15 protein-coding genes are annotated in these 14,777 nt (G+C 62.9%); 13 read left to right on the forward strand and 2 right to left on the reverse strand.

The genetic code is table 11. The annotated features are described in order from the left end of the window. Positions 1-16: 16 nt before the first annotated feature. Positions 17-1,429 carry a divergent polysaccharide deacetylase family protein gene (locus tag CRO18_RS13480; RefSeq protein ID WP_170952673.1) on the reverse strand — a complete coding sequence of 471 codons (1,413 nt, stop codon included), beginning with the start codon at positions 1,427-1,429 and terminating at the stop codon, positions 17-19. Positions 1,430-1,571: 142 nt separating this feature from the next. Between CRO18_RS13480 and CRO18_RS13485 the strand changes: the two genes are divergently transcribed. The 6 genes from CRO18_RS13485 to lexA all read left to right on the forward strand — a co-directional run bounded on the left by CRO18_RS13485 (position 1,572) and on the right by lexA (position 6,421). Continuing rightward, positions 1,572-2,159, forward strand: coding sequence for an aminodeoxychorismate/anthranilate synthase component II (locus CRO18_RS13485; protein ID WP_097082518.1), 588 nt, complete (start codon positions 1,572-1,574; stop codon positions 2,157-2,159). Continuing rightward, on the forward strand, positions 2,156-3,166 hold the full coding sequence (trpD, locus tag CRO18_RS13490) for an anthranilate phosphoribosyltransferase (protein ID WP_097082519.1): 1,011 nt from the start codon (positions 2,156-2,158) through the stop codon (positions 3,164-3,166). Before CRO18_RS13485 ends, trpD begins: the two co-directional genes overlap by 4 nt. After that, a complete protein-coding gene (gene trpC, locus CRO18_RS13495; protein ID WP_097082520.1) occupies positions 3,163-3,957 on the forward strand; it encodes an indole-3-glycerol phosphate synthase TrpC in 795 nt (264 codons plus the stop codon). Before trpD ends, trpC begins: the two co-directional genes overlap by 4 nt. Beyond that, positions 3,951-4,424 (forward strand): cyclic pyranopterin monophosphate synthase MoaC, encoded by a 474-nt coding sequence (gene moaC / locus CRO18_RS13500; RefSeq protein ID WP_097082521.1) that lies wholly within the window; start codon positions 3,951-3,953, stop codon positions 4,422-4,424. Before trpC ends, moaC begins: the two co-directional genes overlap by 7 nt. Continuing rightward, positions 4,421-5,599 carry a gephyrin-like molybdotransferase Glp gene (glp, locus tag CRO18_RS13505; RefSeq protein ID WP_097082522.1) on the forward strand — a complete coding sequence of 393 codons (1,179 nt, stop codon included), beginning with the start codon at positions 4,421-4,423 and terminating at the stop codon, positions 5,597-5,599. Before moaC ends, glp begins: the two co-directional genes overlap by 4 nt. 105 nt (positions 5,600-5,704) lie before the next feature. Then, positions 5,705-6,421, forward strand: a complete 717-nt coding sequence (lexA, locus tag CRO18_RS13510; protein ID WP_076485341.1) for a transcriptional repressor LexA — start codon at positions 5,705-5,707, stop codon at positions 6,419-6,421. 46 nt (positions 6,422-6,467) lie between these two features. Here lexA and CRO18_RS13515 read toward each other — a convergent pair whose 3' ends face one another. Continuing rightward, the gene (locus CRO18_RS13515) at positions 6,468-8,600 is read right to left on the reverse strand and encodes a ComEC/Rec2 family competence protein (protein WP_249276067.1); all 2,133 of its coding nucleotides are present in this window, start codon (positions 8,598-8,600) and stop codon (positions 6,468-6,470) included. Positions 8,601-8,709: 109 nt separating this feature from the next. Here CRO18_RS13515 and gltX point away from each other — a divergent pair, with 109 nt between their 5' ends. The 7 genes from gltX (at position 8,710) to CRO18_RS13550 (ending at position 14,769) form a co-directional block, all read left to right on the forward strand. Then, positions 8,710-10,110, forward strand: coding sequence for a glutamate--tRNA ligase (gene gltX, locus CRO18_RS13520; protein ID WP_097082523.1), 1,401 nt, complete (start codon positions 8,710-8,712; stop codon positions 10,108-10,110). Between the two features lie 72 nt (positions 10,111-10,182). After that, the gene (gene gltA / locus CRO18_RS13525; protein ID WP_076485339.1) at positions 10,183-11,478 is read left to right on the forward strand and encodes a citrate synthase; all 1,296 of its coding nucleotides are present in this window, start codon (positions 10,183-10,185) and stop codon (positions 11,476-11,478) included. Positions 11,479-11,621: 143 nt separating this feature from the next. After that, a complete protein-coding gene (locus CRO18_RS13530; RefSeq protein ID WP_097082524.1) occupies positions 11,622-12,065 on the forward strand; it encodes an SRPBCC family protein in 444 nt (147 codons plus the stop codon). An 89-nt stretch (positions 12,066-12,154) separates the two neighbouring features. Beyond that, complete coding sequence (locus CRO18_RS13535; protein ID WP_076485337.1) at positions 12,155-12,469, forward strand: hypothetical protein; 315 nt, start codon at positions 12,155-12,157, stop codon at positions 12,467-12,469. Positions 12,470-12,564: 95 nt separating this feature from the next. Next, entirely contained in the window at positions 12,565-13,224 is a 660-nt protein-coding gene (locus tag CRO18_RS13540; RefSeq protein ID WP_097082525.1) for an SDR family oxidoreductase, read from the forward strand. 109 nt (positions 13,225-13,333) lie between these two features. Then, positions 13,334-14,122, forward strand: coding sequence for a 5'/3'-nucleotidase SurE (gene surE / locus CRO18_RS13545; protein ID WP_076485335.1), 789 nt, complete (start codon positions 13,334-13,336; stop codon positions 14,120-14,122). After that, positions 14,119-14,769, forward strand: a complete 651-nt coding sequence (locus tag CRO18_RS13550; protein WP_097082526.1) for a protein-L-isoaspartate(D-aspartate) O-methyltransferase — start codon at positions 14,119-14,121, stop codon at positions 14,767-14,769. The genes surE and CRO18_RS13550 overlap by 4 nt, the downstream gene beginning before the upstream one ends. The last annotated feature ends 8 nt before the right edge of the window (positions 14,770-14,777 follow it).

A 14,777-nucleotide genomic window follows, 5' to 3' on the forward strand; every position in this document is an offset into this window, starting at 1 on the left:
CAAGCCCGGGCCTCCCTTAGGGCCGGGCCATCGCTTGCACCGTCGCTGAAAGCGGCGCGAGGTTCAGGCCGTTTTCGGCTTCTGCGCGCCATTCTTGCAGCCCTGCCACCGATTCCGGCCAAGCGGACAGCATCACCACCACCGATCCATCGCGCTTGGCTTCAAAAGCCGCGCGCGACAGCGTGCGCGCGATCACCGTCGCCTTGTCACGCCGCGCATCCAGCACCCGCCAAATCGTGGCTTGCAAGCCCCCCTCGGTGCGCGCGCCCATGCCCACCGATTGCGTCACATAGGCCATCCCCCCGGCGGCAAGCGCTTTTTGCGCCTGCTCGGCCAAACGGCTTTGACCTTGCAACACCGGGCGTTCGGGCTCCACGAGCGCCAGCGCCTCCGGCACCGCAGCGCGCCAGCCCGCAAGGGCGATCTCCACATCTTTCGGTTCCGCCCCATCGGGCAAAGGATCGGCCAAGATCGCCACTTCCATCCCGGCCGCGCGATAATCGCGCGCCGCTTGCGCGGCATCCGGGGCCGCCGGATCAATGACCACCGTCACCCAAGAGCCAAGCGCCTTGATCGTCTCTCGATCCAAGCCCCCCACAGCAGCGCCCTGATCCAAAAGCATCACAGAAAACCACGGCTGATCCGGTTTGGCGGTGTAACTCGCGGCAAAACGCTCAATCGCCGGAAGCGCGGCGGGCGCAGAGGCGGCAGTGACCGTCTCATCTTCTTGCGGCTCTGCAGTGGCTGTGGCCGGGGCCGCTTGCGGATCCGCGCCAACCTGCGGCAAGCGGTTCACCTTCGTGCCCTCGGCATCGGCAAAGCCGCTCCCCTCACCGGGGTTCAGCATCCGCGGCAATGCCGGGCTCACCGGCACCAAGGCACCATCGGGCATCAAGGTGATTTCCTGCCCCGGTTCGGGGATCACCTCAGCAGGCGGCAGATCGGGCGCGACCGCTTCACCGGGCGGCGGCACGGGCATCGACGGTTCCGCCGAAGGCGCGCTTTCCAGCGCTGCCTCGGGCGTTTGCGGCGCCACGGGGGCCACTGGTGGCGCAATATCGGGCTGCGGGCGCGCGGGCGGCGCGGTCACCGGATCGTCAAGCGCGGCAATCTCTGCCCCGGTCATCGCTTCGCTTGGCGGAGCTTTGGGCGGATTTTCAGGGCTATCGGGCGCCGGAATATCGCTTGTGGCGGCGGGCAATTGCTCCCCATCCGTGCGCGCGAATTCGGAACCCGCGGGCAGCGGCACGCCCTCTGCCGGACCTGCGCGAGAGGCCACCTCAGGGCGCGCAACCGGCTTTGCCCCTTGCCCCGGCACCGGGAGTACCGGCCCACGACCGGGCGGCGGCACCATCACCGCAGCCGTGGAAAGCCCCAATCCAGAGACAACCACCCCCGCAAAGATTCCCGCGATCATGCCACGTGCCATACTGCCACTCCTTGCCTGTGCGCGCGGGCCGCGCCTCACTTTTACCTTGCGGGCTTGACCCGGGCCGCGCGCTCTGAACATCTATACCGCGACATCCGGCCCTGTTCACCCCCAGATTGCGCCGGACACGGAAGGAAAGCCCATGCTGCTGCTCATCGACAACTACGACAGCTTTACCTACAACCTTGTGCACTACTTTGGCGGCCTTGGGGCCGAGGTAAAAGTCGTGCGCAATGACGCGATGGATGTGCAAGAGGCGATGGGCCTTGGCGCAGAGGCGATTGTGCTCTCTCCCGGCCCCTGTGACCCTGCGCAAGCGGGCATTTGCATTCCGCTGACGCTGGCGGCGGCAGAGGCGGGCGTGCCCTTGATGGGCGTCTGTTTGGGTCACCAAACGATTGGTGAGGCTTTCGGCGGCAAAGTGGTGCGCGCGGGCGAGATCGTGCATGGCAAGATGGGCACAATCGAACATGCCGACAAAGGCGTGTTTCGCGGCCTGCCCTCGCCCTTCCAAGCGACCCGCTATCACAGTTTGATTGTGGAACGCGAAAGCCTGCCCGATTGCCTAGAGGTCACGGCCTGGCTGGACGGAGGCATGATCATGGGGCTGCGGCACAAAGAAAAACTGATCGAAGGGGTGCAATTCCACCCGGAATCGATCGCCTCCGAGCACGGCCATCAGTTGCTGCGCAATTTCCTCGAAGAAGCAAAGGTGAAGGTGAGCGCATGAGCGAGTTGAAACCCCTGATCGGCCTTGCAGCCGACCGTGCCCTGACCCGTGCCGAAGCCGAAACCGCTTTTGAGATTTTCTTTGAAGGGGCGGCCACGCCCGCGCAAATGGGCGGGCTGTTGATGGCCTTGCGCACGCGTGGCGAAACGGTGGACGAGATTGCCGCCGCCACCTCCGTGATGCGCGCAAAAATGACCCGTGTGAGCGCGCCCGAAGGTGCGATGGATATTGTCGGCACCGGAGGCGATGGCAAAGGCACGCTGAATATCTCGACCGCGACGGCCTTTGTCGTGGCGGGCGCGGGCGTTCCGGTCGCCAAACACGGCAACCGCAACCTGTCGTCGAAATCGGGCGCGGCGGATGCACTGACCGCGCTGGGGCTCGATGTGATGAAAGGCCCGGCTCTGGCCGAGCAAGCGCTGAAAGATGTGGGCATCACCTTCCTGATGGCGCCGATGCACCACCCGGCGATGAAGCACATTGGCCCCGCGCGGGTCGAGCTTGGCACGCGCACCGTTTTCAACCTGCTCGGACCGCTGACCAACCCCGCAGGCGTGAAGCGCCAATTGACCGGCGCGTTTTCGCGCGATTGGATCCGCCCGATGGCCGAGGTGCTCAAGGCGCTCGGGTCCGAGTCCGCATGGCTTGTGCATGGTTCGGACGGCACAGATGAGCTGTCGATCTGTGGCGTCAGCTGGGTCGCGGCGCTGGTGAATGGCGAGATCACCGAATTTGAGGTGCATCCGGAAGAGGCTGGCCTGCCAGCGCATCCGTTCGAGGCGATCATCGGTGGCGAACCCGCCCAGAATGCCGCCGCGTTCCGCGCGCTTTTGGCGGGCGAACGCAATGCCTATCGCGACGCGGTGCTGCTGAACTCTGCTGCGGCGCTCGTTGTGGCGGGCAAAGCGGGCAATCTGAAAGAGGGCGCAGCGCTCGCGGCCGAAAGCATTGATAGCGGCGCAGCCTCGGCCAAGCTTGAAGCACTGAAAGCGGTGCTGAGCGCATGACCAATATCCTCGACCGGATCAAAGCCTATAAGCTAGAGGAAGTGGCTGCGGCCAAAGCGCGTGTGCCCTATGCGGAGGTGGAAGCCGCCGCGAAGGCCCAAGCCCCCACGCGCGGCTTTGCTGAGGCGCTTCGCACAAAAGCCGCGCAAGGCTATGGCTTGATTGCGGAAATCAAGAAAGCCTCGCCCTCAAAAGGGCTGATCCGGCCCGATTTTGCCCCGCCCGCGCTCGCCAAAGCCTATGAGGAAGGCGGCGCGGCGTGTTTGTCGGTCTTGACCGATACGCCCAGCTTCCAAGGCGCGCCCGAGTTCCTCACCGCGGCGCGCGATGCCTGCAGCCTGCCCGCTTTGCGCAAAGACTTCCTCTATGACACCTATCAGGTGGCCGAGGCACGCGCTTGGGGCGGTGATTGCATCTTGATCATCATGGCCTCGGTCGAGGACAGCTTGGCTGCGGAACTGGAAGACGCCGCCTTTGGTTGGGGCATGGATGTGCTGATCGAGGTGCATGACGGGGCCGAGCTTGATCGCGCGCTCAAAGTGCTGAAATCGCCGCTTTTGGGGGTGAACAACCGCAACCTCAAAACCTTTGAGGTGACGCTCGATGTGACCCGCGCATTGGCGCCGACGATCTTGGCGGAGGGGCGCGAGTTGGTCTGTGAAAGCGGGCTTTTCACGCCGCAAGATTTGGCCGATATGGCCGAAGTGGGGGCGCGCCGTTTCCTCATTGGCGAAAGCCTGATGCGGCAAGCCGATGTCGCCGCCGCCACGAAAGCGCTGCTTACATGCTGAGCCATTTCGACGGCGCAGGCAAAGCGCATATGGTCGATGTTTCCGGCAAGCCCGTCACCGCGCGCGAAGCGGTGGCAGAGGGCTGCGTGGTGATGGCGGCGGAAACGCTCGCTCTTGTCACCCAAGGCACCGCCGAAAAAGGCGATGTGCTGGGGATTGCCCGTGTGGCAGGCATCATGGCCGCAAAAAAAACAGCCGAGATCATTCCGCTTTGTCATCCGCTGCCGATCACCAAAGTGGCGCTGGACCTCACCCCCGATGAAAGCCTGCCCGGCGTGCGCATTCGCGCCACCGTCAAAACCTCGGGCCAGACCGGGGTGGAGATGGAAGCGTTGACCGCCGTTTCGGGTGCGGCGCTCACGCTTTATGACATGCTCAAAGCCGCCGAAAAGGGGATGCAGATTGAAGGCATCCGTTTGGTGATGAAAGACGGCGGCAAATCGGGCCGCTATGAGGCGGCCCCGTGATTTCGGTTGAGGAGGCGCTTGCGCATGTCTTGGCGCTCGTTGCGCCTTTGCCGTGCGAAACCGTGCCTTTGCCCCAAGCGGCAGGCCGGGTTTTGGCGGAACCTGCGATCGCGCGCCTCACCCAACCGCCCTTTGATGCCTCTGCCATGGATGGCTATTGGCTGGCCGAAAGCGATGCCCAGCCGGGTGCCACGCTTACCGTGGCAGGCGAAGCGGCAGCAGGCCATGGCTTTAGTGGCGAGATCCCTCCCGGCCATACGTTGCGCATCTTCACAGGCGCCCCCTGCCCAGCGCGCCCGGGCCGCGTGATCCCGCAAGAGGATGTGACGCGCGCGGGCAACACAATCACGCTGAGCAAACTGCCCAAAACCACGCACATCCGCCCGCGCGGGCAAGACTTTGCGGAAGGAGCCGCGCATTTCCCACGTAGGCGACTGAATGCCCGCGACATCGGGCTCTTGGCGGCCATGAATGTGGCGCAGGTGGCGGTGCATCGCCGCCCCGTAGTGGCGATTATCGCCACGGGGGATGAATTGGTGGAACCGGGCGAAACGCCGGGAGCGGACCAAATCATCTGCTCGAACAATTATCTTTTGGCCGCCGAGGTGGAGCGCCACGGGGCCGAGGCGCGGATGCTGCCAATTGCCCGCGACAATGAGGCCAGCCTGCGCGCGGTGCTGGATCAGGCCGAAGGCGCCGATCTGGTGCTGACCTCGGGCGGGGCATCGGTTGGGGACCATGACATTGTTGGGAAAGTGGCCGCGACGATGGGGCTGGAGCGGTCGTTTTGGAAAGTGGCGATGAAGCCCGGCAAACCGCTGATGGCGGGGCGGCTTGGCAAGGCGGCGCTTTTGGGGCTGCCCGGCAACCCGGTCGCAGCGGCGGTTTGTGCCGATGTGTTCTTGCGCCCAATGCTTATGAAATTCCAAGGGCTTGAGACGCCGCTCACGCTTTTCAAGGCGGTTTTGGGCTGCGACCTGCCGCCCGAAGGCCCACGCCAGCATTACCAGCGTGCGCGCCTGACACCCGGCGAAAGCTTGCCCGTGATCACCCCCTTTTCAAGCCAAGATTCCGCGCTGTTGAGCGTGTTGGCCGAGTCTGAAGCGCTGCTTATTCGCCCAGCCCAAGATCGCGCGCGCCGCACGGGCGAAACCGTCACCTACCTGCCGCTTTAACGGATCGGCTTGCAGGTTGCGCCTCGGATTCGTTGACACGAAACGAGAACAGGGTTAGAACAAGACAAGAACGCCCGAAGCGGCGGCCCCAGTGAGGATACAGGAATGCTGACACGCAAGCAGTTGGAGCTTTTGGATTTTATCCAAAAGCGGATGGCGCGCGACGGAGTGCCGCCTTCTTTTGACGAAATGAAAGATGCGCTGGATCTGCGCTCCAAGTCCGGCATCCACCGGCTGATCACCGCGCTGGAAGAACGGGGCTTCATTCGGCGCATGGCGCATCGGGCGCGGGCGCTGGAGATCGTGAAACTACCCGAGTCAATGGAACGCGCCGCGCAACTGCAGGCCGAGGCCACGCAACCGCCCGGCTTCACGCCGAAAGTGATTGCGGGCGATAAGGTGGATCCGCCGCGCGGCGCGCTGGAGGTGACGGCAACCGCGATGGAACTGCCGGTGATGGGGCGCATTGCGGCGGGTGTGCCGATTGAAGCAATTGCCCAAGTCTCCCACCATGTGGCGGTACCGGGCTCGATGCTTTCGGGCAAGGGTGAGCACTATGCGCTTGAGGTCAAAGGGGATTCGATGATCGAGGCGGGCATCAACGATGGCGATATCGTGGTGATCCGCAGCCAAGGCACCGCCGACAACGGCGATATTGTCGTGGCTTTGGTCGAAGATCATGAAGCCACGTTGAAGAAATACTATCGTCGCGGCGGGATGATCGCGCTGGAAGCTGCGAACCCCGCCTATGAAACGCGAATGCTGCGCGAAGATCAGGTGAAGGTGCAGGGGCGGCTTGTTGGACTGATCCGCAGCTACTAAGTGGAAAAAGAAATGCGAAACCGCCGCCTCCTATGGGGCGGCGGTTTTACTTTTGCGGGCGCGTCCAAAGCCGCTGCCCCGCCAATTGCGCAACACTATGGCTGCGGCCCTGCGCATCAAAAGCAAGTGCCCCGCTGCGCGCCAAACTGCGGGTATCGAGCACGGTGCAATCGCCTTGGAAGCCTTTTGGCGCGGGGGCAGCCAAAACCACCAAAGCCGCGTTTTGGCAAACCATCGGTAGCGCGTCCAATGCGCCTTTGCCGCTTAGATGCATCAGCGAGCGACCTTGCCAGATCGCCTGCCGCTGCCCCTTTGGCCCGGTGAAGCCCGCGCGTTCTGCCGCCTGCTCGGGCGCGGCGGTATCCCCATCGGCCTCAAGCCAACGCTCTGCCGTGTAGCTTGGAGAGGCTTTGGAAAGCACCCGGCCCGCAGGCGTCATCAGGCCGACCAGCGCGCCCTCTTGCGCGATCAACAACATCGGGCGCGGGGTGAGCGACCAGCCCAAAGTGGCAACCACGAGCGCGCCAAGCGAAAGCAGGCGCAAAATACCGCGCCCCAGCACCAAGCCCCCCGCCGACAAAGCGAGCACCGGCAGCACCCATCCGGGCGGCGCAACCAGCGCGGTTTGCGCGCCGCCCAGCCCTGCGACCCAGTCGGCCACCCAAAGCACCCAATCTGTGCCCTTGCCCATCGCCCAAAGCGCGGGGCCAGCAAGGCCAAAGGGGGCAAGACAGGCCGCGAGCACGCCAGCCGGCATCACCACAAGCCCCATCACCGGCACGGCCAAAAGGTTTGCCAATATCCCGTAATGCGCCATGCGGCCAAAATGCGCCGCCGCAATGGGCGCGGTGACAAGCCCCGCTACAGCCGAGGTCAGCACCAGCAGCGCCACCGGACGCAACAGCTGGGGGATGTGATTTTGCAACCGCGGCCAAGGCTTGGCGATCAAAATGAGCGCCGTGGTGGCGGCAAAGCTCATTTGAAACCCCGGCCCCAAAAGCGAGTCTGGCCAAAGCGCCAGTAGCACCAGCGCCGCGAGCGCCACCGTTTGCAGCGAAAGTGCCCGCCGGTCCAACAGCACAGCCGTGAGCATGATCGCGATCATGATCCACGAGCGTTGCGTGGCGATATCAGCCCCCGAAATCCAGAGGTAAAGCGTGGCCGCCACAAGGGCGACAGCGGCGGCGATCTTTTTCGTGGGCAGGCGCAGCGCGCCCCAGCCCCAAAGCGCCAACCCATGTCGGATCGCGGCAAAAACAAAGCCCGCGAGCATCCCCATATGCAGCCCCGAGATCGAGACCATGTGATAGAGGTTTGAGGCCCGCATCATGTCATTTGTGGCCTCGGTGATCCCCGACCTATCTCCCGTCATCAGCGCGGCGGACACAGCGCCCGCCTGCCCCGCAATCCGCGCCTGCATCGCCGAGGAAAGCGCCATGCGCCAACGATGCGCGGCAAGACCCCAATCATCTGATTTTGGCGGGGCAATCAGCAAAACGGGGCTGCGTGTATAGCCCAAAGCACCAAGCTGCGCGAACCACGCATTGCGACGAAAATCCCACGCGCCGGGCTCGGTTGGGCCATTGGGCGGGCTCAGATGCGCCGTGGTCATTACGCGCTGACCCGGCTCCAACGGGTTGCGGGGCAGCGGCCCATGCAGGGCGATACGCAGTTTTACGGGTGTTGCATTGGCGGGTTTACCGAGCAGTCGGGCTTGATCGAGCGTGAGCCGCAGCACATCGCGCGAGGACCGATCAATCCGTATGATCCGCCCCTCAACCGGGCCGTAATAGCGAGAGCTTAGCACCGGCGCGGCGACGGAATGCGCTTGATGATTGGCCAGCAACAGCCCCAACGCCACGAACAGAAGAAACACCGCAGGCAGATGCGTATAGCCCGGGCCGCGCAGCCACAGCAAAAGCGCACCAATGCCCGCAGCCCCAAGGCCCCACAAGAGCGGGCCGGAAGGGTCAACAGGTAGTGCAAAATAAAACCCGATCCCCAGCCCCAAGGCAAAGGGCGCCCAAAGCACCCAGTTGATTTGGGCCCGATCCAGCGCCCCAAACGGGTCGTCAAGCCCTGCAAAACAAGCCTTTGAAACGGCGTAAAAAAAGGGAACCACCCGGCGCTGGGGCCGCTTGGGCAGGTCTTCGGGCTGTGCTGCGCTCCCCCGCGCCACTTGTCCCGGCCCCCTTTCGTGGATTAGAGAACCCCTCAAGAAAGCCTACGGGCATCATGGTTTCCAAAAGGTTAATGCAGCCCCATCGGGGCCTGCGAGAAAGGCCGCTATGTCGCAAAAAATCGTCACCCGCTTCGCCCCCTCGCCCACCGGTTATCTGCATATCGGCGGCGCGCGCACCGCGCTTTTCAACTGGCTTTATGCCCGCGGCAACGGCGGCACTTTCTTGCTGCGTATCGAAGATACCGACCGGGCGCGGTCGACCCCCGAGGCGACGGCGGCGATCTTGAAGGGGCTGGAATGGCTCGGCCTGGATTACGACGGCGAACCGATCAGCCAATTTGAGCGCGCCGACCGCCACGCCGAAGTGGCGCATGAAATGCTCGCCAAAGGCATGGCCTATAAATGCTTCTCGACCCAAGACGAGATTGAAGCCTTCCGCGAAGCGGCGCGGGCTGAGGGCAAATCCACCCTGTTCCGTTCGCCTTGGCGTGATGCGGACCCTTCCACTCACCCCGATGCGCCCTATGTGGTGCGCCTGAAAGCGCCGAATGAGGGCGCGACGGTGATTGAGGATAAGGTGCAGGGCAATGTAACCTTCCGCAACGACCAGCTTGATGACATGGTCTGTTTACGTTCGGATGGCACACCGACCTATATGCTGGCGGTTGTCGTCGACGACCATGACATGGGTGTGACCCATGTGATCCGGGGAGATGATCACCTGACCAATGCCGCGCGCCAAGTGCAGGTCTATACCGCGATGGGCTGGGACGTGCCCACCTTCGCGCATATTCCGCTGATCCACGGGCCCGATGGCAAGAAACTCTCGAAACGTCACGGCGCTGTGGGGCTCGAGGAATATCAGGCGATGGGCTACCCGGCAGCGGGGATGCGCAACTACCTGACCCGCCTTGGCTGGAGCCACGGCGATGACGAGTTCTTCACCGATGCGCAGGCGCGCGAGTGGTTCAATCTTGAAGGAATCGGTCGTGCCCCCGCCCGGCTTGATTTCAAGAAGCTCGAAAACATCTGCGGCCAGCATATGGCGCAGATTGAAGATGACAGCCTGCTGGCGCAGATCGAAGGTTACCTTGCGGCAGCTGCACAGGAGCCGTTGAGCGATGCACAGAAAGTGGCGCTGAAAGCGGCACTGCCTTTGGTGAAAACTGGCGCGAAAACCTTTGGGCAACTTCTTGAAAAGGCACGCTTTGCGCTCATTTCGCGCCCGGTGGACGTGGATGAGAAAGCGGCCAAAGCGCTGGACCCGGTATCCCGTGGTATACTGAAAGAATTGACGCAGCAGTTGCAAACTGCTAGCTGGACGCGGGAAGACCTCGAAAGTGTCGCAGGACAGATTGCCGCAGCGCATGATCTGGGCCTCGGTAAAATTGCCGCGCCCTTGCGTGCGGCGCTGGCCGGGCGCACCGCGACCCCTTCGGTGTTCGACATGATGGAATTGCTGGGCCGCGAAGAAGTGCTGGCCCGGCTGGCAGATCAGGTGGGCTAATTTTCAGCCCACCTCCCCCGGGAAACCGGATCAGATGCTCCGGCACGCTCGCCGGCTACAGGAGAGGGACATATGGCTGAAACCCAACGCGTTGCCACGCTTACGCTCGACGGCAAGACCTACGAACTGCCCGTGCTTTCGCCCAGTGTGGGGCCCGATGTGCTCGATATCCGCAAGCTTTATGGCCAAGCGGATGTGTTCACCTTTGACCCCGGCTTCACCTCGACTGCGGCTTGCGAGTCGGAAATCACCTATATCGACGGCGATAAAGGGGAGCTCCTTTATCGTGGCTACCCGATCGAGCAACTGGCCGAGAAATCGCACTATCTCGAAGTTTGCTATCTGCTTTTGAACGGCGAATTGCCGAACGAAAAACAGATGAACGATTTCGAGTACCGCATCACCCGCCACACGATGCTGCACGAACAAATCCACATGTTCTTCCGTGGGTTCCGTCGTGACAGCCACCCGATGGCCACGATGGTGGGCGTTGTGGGCGCGATGTCGGCCTTCTATCACGACAGCCTCGACATCAACGACCCGTGGCAGCGTGAAGTCGCCGCGATGCGGATGATCGCGAAACTGCCGACGATCGCCGCGATGGCCTATAAATATTCCATCGGTCAGCCGATGGTCTATCCGCGCAACGATCTGAACTACGCAGAAAACTTCCTGCACATGTGCTTCTCGGTCCCGGCCGAACCCTATGTGGTGAAACCGGAACTGGCGAAAGCCATGGATCGGATCATGATGCTGCACGCCGATCACGAGCAAAACGCCTCCACCTCGACGGTGCGTTTGGCGGGGTCCTCGGGGGCGAACCCGTTTGCCTGTATCGCGGCGGGGATTGCCTGCCTTTGGGGCCCGGCGCACGGCGGCGCGAACCAAGCCTGCTTGGAAATGCTGCGTGAAATCGGCTCGGTCGACCGGATTCCGGAATATATCGCGCGCGCGAAAGACAAGAACGATCCGTTCCGCCTGATGGGCTTTGGCCACCGCGTTTACAAAAACTTCGACCCGCGCGCCAAAGTGATGAAGGAATCGGCGGACGAGGTGCTGGAACTGCTCGGCGTCCACGATAACCCGATCCTGCAAGTCGCCAAAGAGCTTGAGAAAATCGCGCTGGAGGACGAATATTTCGTCTCCAAGAAGCTCTACCCGAACGTGGACTTCTACTCGGGCATCATCCTCGAAGCGATGGGCTTCCCCACTGCAATGTTCACGCCGATCTTCGCGCTTTCGCGGACCGTTGGCTGGATTTCGCAATGGAAAGAGATGCTTGGCGACCCGACGGGCAAAATTGGCCGCCCGCGTCAGCTCTACACCGGCAAGACGATGCGCGATTATCTGGAAGTGAAAGACCGCTAAAACCGAACCGCTGTTTTCGACAGACGGGGAAGGGACGAAAGGCCGGGGATACCCGGCCTTTTGCATTTTATCGCGCGGATCGGTGCCCTTGACGGATGCTCAAAGCGGCTATCTTCTAAACGGGAAACCGACCGGAGGATCGCATGGGACAGCCGCACAGCATCGCCATTTCCGCCGCGCCGCAGGCCGTTTTTGCCCGCTATGAAGCGGTCGAAACCTGGCCGCGCTGGGACCCGGAGGTGCTTGAGGTGTATCTGCCCGAGGGACTTCTGGCGGGGGCGCGCGGCTGGCTCAAACCGCGCAAAGGGCCAAAATCCACGATCATCGTCACCGAGGTCGATCATGGGCGCTCTTTCACCGTGGAAAGCCCGCTGCCCTTTGGCGCGCTACGGTTTCACCACCGGCTAGAAGCGACCGACACCGGCTGCACCACCACCCACTGGATCAGCTTTACCGGTCCGCTGGCGTTTTTGTTTGCGATGACGGCGGGGCGGTCGATTGAGGCGGGCTTGCCGCAGACATTGGCCGGGCTGAAGGCCGAATGCGAGGGCACCGAGCCCCCTGCCCCATCAAGCGCCCAAACGTGAAGAACCACGGCCCGCGCGCCGTTGCGCAACCGACGCCCCGGTGCTAGTTTTCTGCGGTGCCTATATTCGCGGCGCGAAGGAGTTTGATCATGGTCTGGCTGCTGACGATCTACACGCTGTTCTCGGTGGGGCTTTTGTTTGGCGCCGCAGAACTTGAGCGCCGCGCGATCAATGAACGCCGCTACGGGCCCAATGGGCGGGCGATGCTGCTGTCGCTCGTGATCTCCGTCGTCGTGTCGATTTTCGTGATCATTGGCGGCGCGATTTCCTCGGGCTGGATCTACATCCTGCACCTGCTTGGTGCCTCGATTGTTTATCACGGCTTCATGGGCATCTCGCTGGTGCATGGCCTGCAAGAGGTCTCCGCCCGCGTAGCGCGCCAACGCCTGCCTGCGCGCGTCTGAGCCGCAAATCGTACCATCTGCCCACCTGCGCCAAACCGACGCTTGCACGGCCCTGCTGCCCCGCCTAGAAACCGGGCAAATCCCGGAGGAATGCCATGACCAACCAGCCGAAAAAGAAACTCGCCCTTGTCACCGGCGCGTCGCGCGGCTTGGGCTTTGCCATTGCCGAAGAGCTTGGCAAACAAGGCTGGCATGTGATGGCCGTTGCGCGCACCGTGGGCGGGCTTGAGGCGCTTGATGACCGCATTCAAGCCGCAGGCGGCTCGGCCACGCTCGCGCCGCTCGACATCACCAAGCCCGAAGAAATGCTAACGTTGGCGCAGGGCATCGCCACGCGCTGGGGCGGGGCCGATCTTTGGGTGCATGCCGCCATTCACGCCGCACCGCTTTGCCCGACCGGGCATATTGATGCCGAAGATGTCGAAAACTCGGTCAACACGAACTATGTCGCCGTCACCACGCTGATCCCGCTGGTCGAGCCGCTGCTGCGTGCGGTTGATGGCACGGCAGTCTTCTTTGACGATGACCACACCGGCCAGCCCTTCTGGGGGTCTTATGGCGCGACCAAAGCCGCACAAATGTCGCTGGTGCGCGGCTGGCAGGCTGAAACCGCGAAAATCGGCCCGAAAGTGGTGATCGCGCAACCGCAACCGATGGAAACGGCGGTGCGGGCCCGGTTTTACCCGGTCGAAGACCGCGACCCGCTGCATGATTGCCATGAAGAGGCCCGCCGGATTTTGGCCGAGGTGCTTTAAGCCGCAAACCGGGGCCACAAGGGCACACCTTGCCGCCAATTGTTTGGCTTTGCTTGTTCCCCCTGCGGGGCCTTGCTAAGCAGAACCAAAGGGCGGCGAAGGGGCGGATATGCGCATTCTCATCACCAATGACGACGGGATCAACGCGCCGGGTCTGGCCGTGCTTGAAGAGATTGCACGCGGCTTGGCCGGGCCAGAGGGCGAGGTGATCACCGTCGCCCCCGCCTTTGAGCAATCGGGCGTGGGGCATGCCGTCAGCTACAATCGCCCGATGTCTTTTGCCGAACTCGGCCCGAACCGCTTTGCCGCCGAGGGCAGCCCTGCGGATTGTGTGCTCGCGGGCCTTTACGAGGTCATGCCCGATGCGCGGCCCGATTTGGTGCTATCGGGTGTGAACCGCGGCAATAACTCTGCCGAAAATGCGCTTTATTCCGGCACCTTGGGCGGCGCAATGGAAGCAGCGCTGCAAGGCATCCCGGCGATTGCGATGAGCCAATTTCTTGGCCCCGCCTGCCTTGGACCGGGGCTGGACCCGTTTGAGGCCGCACGCGTGCATGGCCCCGAACTTGTGCGCAAAATCTGGAAAAACGGCATTTGGGATGATGGCCCCTATCGGGTGTTTTACAATGTGAACTTTCCGCCCGTGCCCGCCGCGCAAGTGAAAGGCCACCGCGTCGCCGCGCAGGGCTACCGCACTGACAGCTTCTTTTCCGTCGTGCCCGCAAACTCGCCCAATGGGCGGCGGTTTTTGTGGATCAAGGGCGGCCCGCAGCATGGCGCCACCGCGCCCGGCACCGATGCAATGGTCAACCTAGAGGGCTATACCTCGGTCACCCCGATGCGCGCGGACCTTACCGCGCATGACCTGCTCACTGATCTGACGGGGCGGCTCGCATGACCGAAGCGGACGAGTTGGCCCAACGCAAGATGCAGTTCCTTTTCGCGCTGCGCTCCAAGGGCGTGACCGAAGCACGCGTGCTGGCCGCGATGGAACGCATCGACCGTGGCGCCTTTGTACGCGGCATCTTTGCCGAGCGCGCCTATGAAGATATGCCTCTGCCGATCGCTTGCGGGCAAACCATCTCCCAGCCCTCGGTCGTGGGCCTGATGACACAAGCGCTTGAGGTCGGCCCACGCGATACCGTTCTCGAAATTGGCACCGGTTCGGGCTATCAGGCGGCCATACTGTCGATATTGGCGCGGCGCGTTTATACCGTGGACCGTCACCGTCGCTTGGCGCGCGAGGCGCAGGCGGTGTTTGAAGCGCTTGATCTAGCCAATATCGTTTCGCTCGCCACCGATGGCTCGCGCGGTTTGCCAGATCAGGCGCCGTTTGATCGCATTCTCGTGACCGCAGCCGCCGAAGACCCGCCGGGGCCGCTGTTGTCGCAACTCAAGATCGGCGGTATCATGGTTTTGCCTGTTGGGCAGTCCGATACCGTGCAAAGCTTGATCCGCGTGACCCGGACCGAAGACGGGTTTGACTATGAAGAATTACGCCCGGTGCGCTTTGTGCCGTTGATTGAAGGCATGGCGGGCGATTGAGTAATGGG

Source organism: Rhodobacter sp. JA431, from assembly GCF_900217725.1.
In the GTDB taxonomy this organism is placed as follows: domain Bacteria; phylum Pseudomonadota; class Alphaproteobacteria; order Rhodobacterales; family Rhodobacteraceae; genus Rhodobacter; species Rhodobacter aestuarii.

Coding starts and splice junctions, on each gene's coding strand:
- CRO18_RS13480 (WP_170952673.1), bottom strand. CDS start 1,429: ATGGCACGTGGCATGATCGCGGGAATCTTTGCGGGGGTGGTTGTCTCT.
- CRO18_RS13485 (WP_097082518.1), top strand. CDS start 1,572: ATGCTGCTGCTCATCGACAACTACGACAGCTTTACCTACAACCTTGTG.
- trpD (WP_097082519.1), top strand. CDS start 2,156: ATGAGCGAGTTGAAACCCCTGATCGGCCTTGCAGCCGACCGTGCCCTG.
- trpC (WP_097082520.1), top strand. CDS start 3,163: ATGACCAATATCCTCGACCGGATCAAAGCCTATAAGCTAGAGGAAGTG.
- moaC (WP_097082521.1), top strand. CDS start 3,951: ATGCTGAGCCATTTCGACGGCGCAGGCAAAGCGCATATGGTCGATGTT.
- lexA (WP_076485341.1), top strand. CDS start 5,705: ATGCTGACACGCAAGCAGTTGGAGCTTTTGGATTTTATCCAAAAGCGG.
- gltX (WP_097082523.1), top strand. CDS start 8,710: ATGTCGCAAAAAATCGTCACCCGCTTCGCCCCCTCGCCCACCGGTTAT.
- gltA (WP_076485339.1), top strand. CDS start 10,183: ATGGCTGAAACCCAACGCGTTGCCACGCTTACGCTCGACGGCAAGACC.
- CRO18_RS13530 (WP_097082524.1), top strand. CDS start 11,622: ATGGGACAGCCGCACAGCATCGCCATTTCCGCCGCGCCGCAGGCCGTT.
- CRO18_RS13535 (WP_076485337.1), top strand. CDS start 12,155: ATGGTCTGGCTGCTGACGATCTACACGCTGTTCTCGGTGGGGCTTTTG.
- CRO18_RS13540 (WP_097082525.1), top strand. CDS start 12,565: ATGACCAACCAGCCGAAAAAGAAACTCGCCCTTGTCACCGGCGCGTCG.
- surE (WP_076485335.1), top strand. CDS start 13,334: ATGCGCATTCTCATCACCAATGACGACGGGATCAACGCGCCGGGTCTG.
- CRO18_RS13550 (WP_097082526.1), top strand. CDS start 14,119: ATGACCGAAGCGGACGAGTTGGCCCAACGCAAGATGCAGTTCCTTTTC.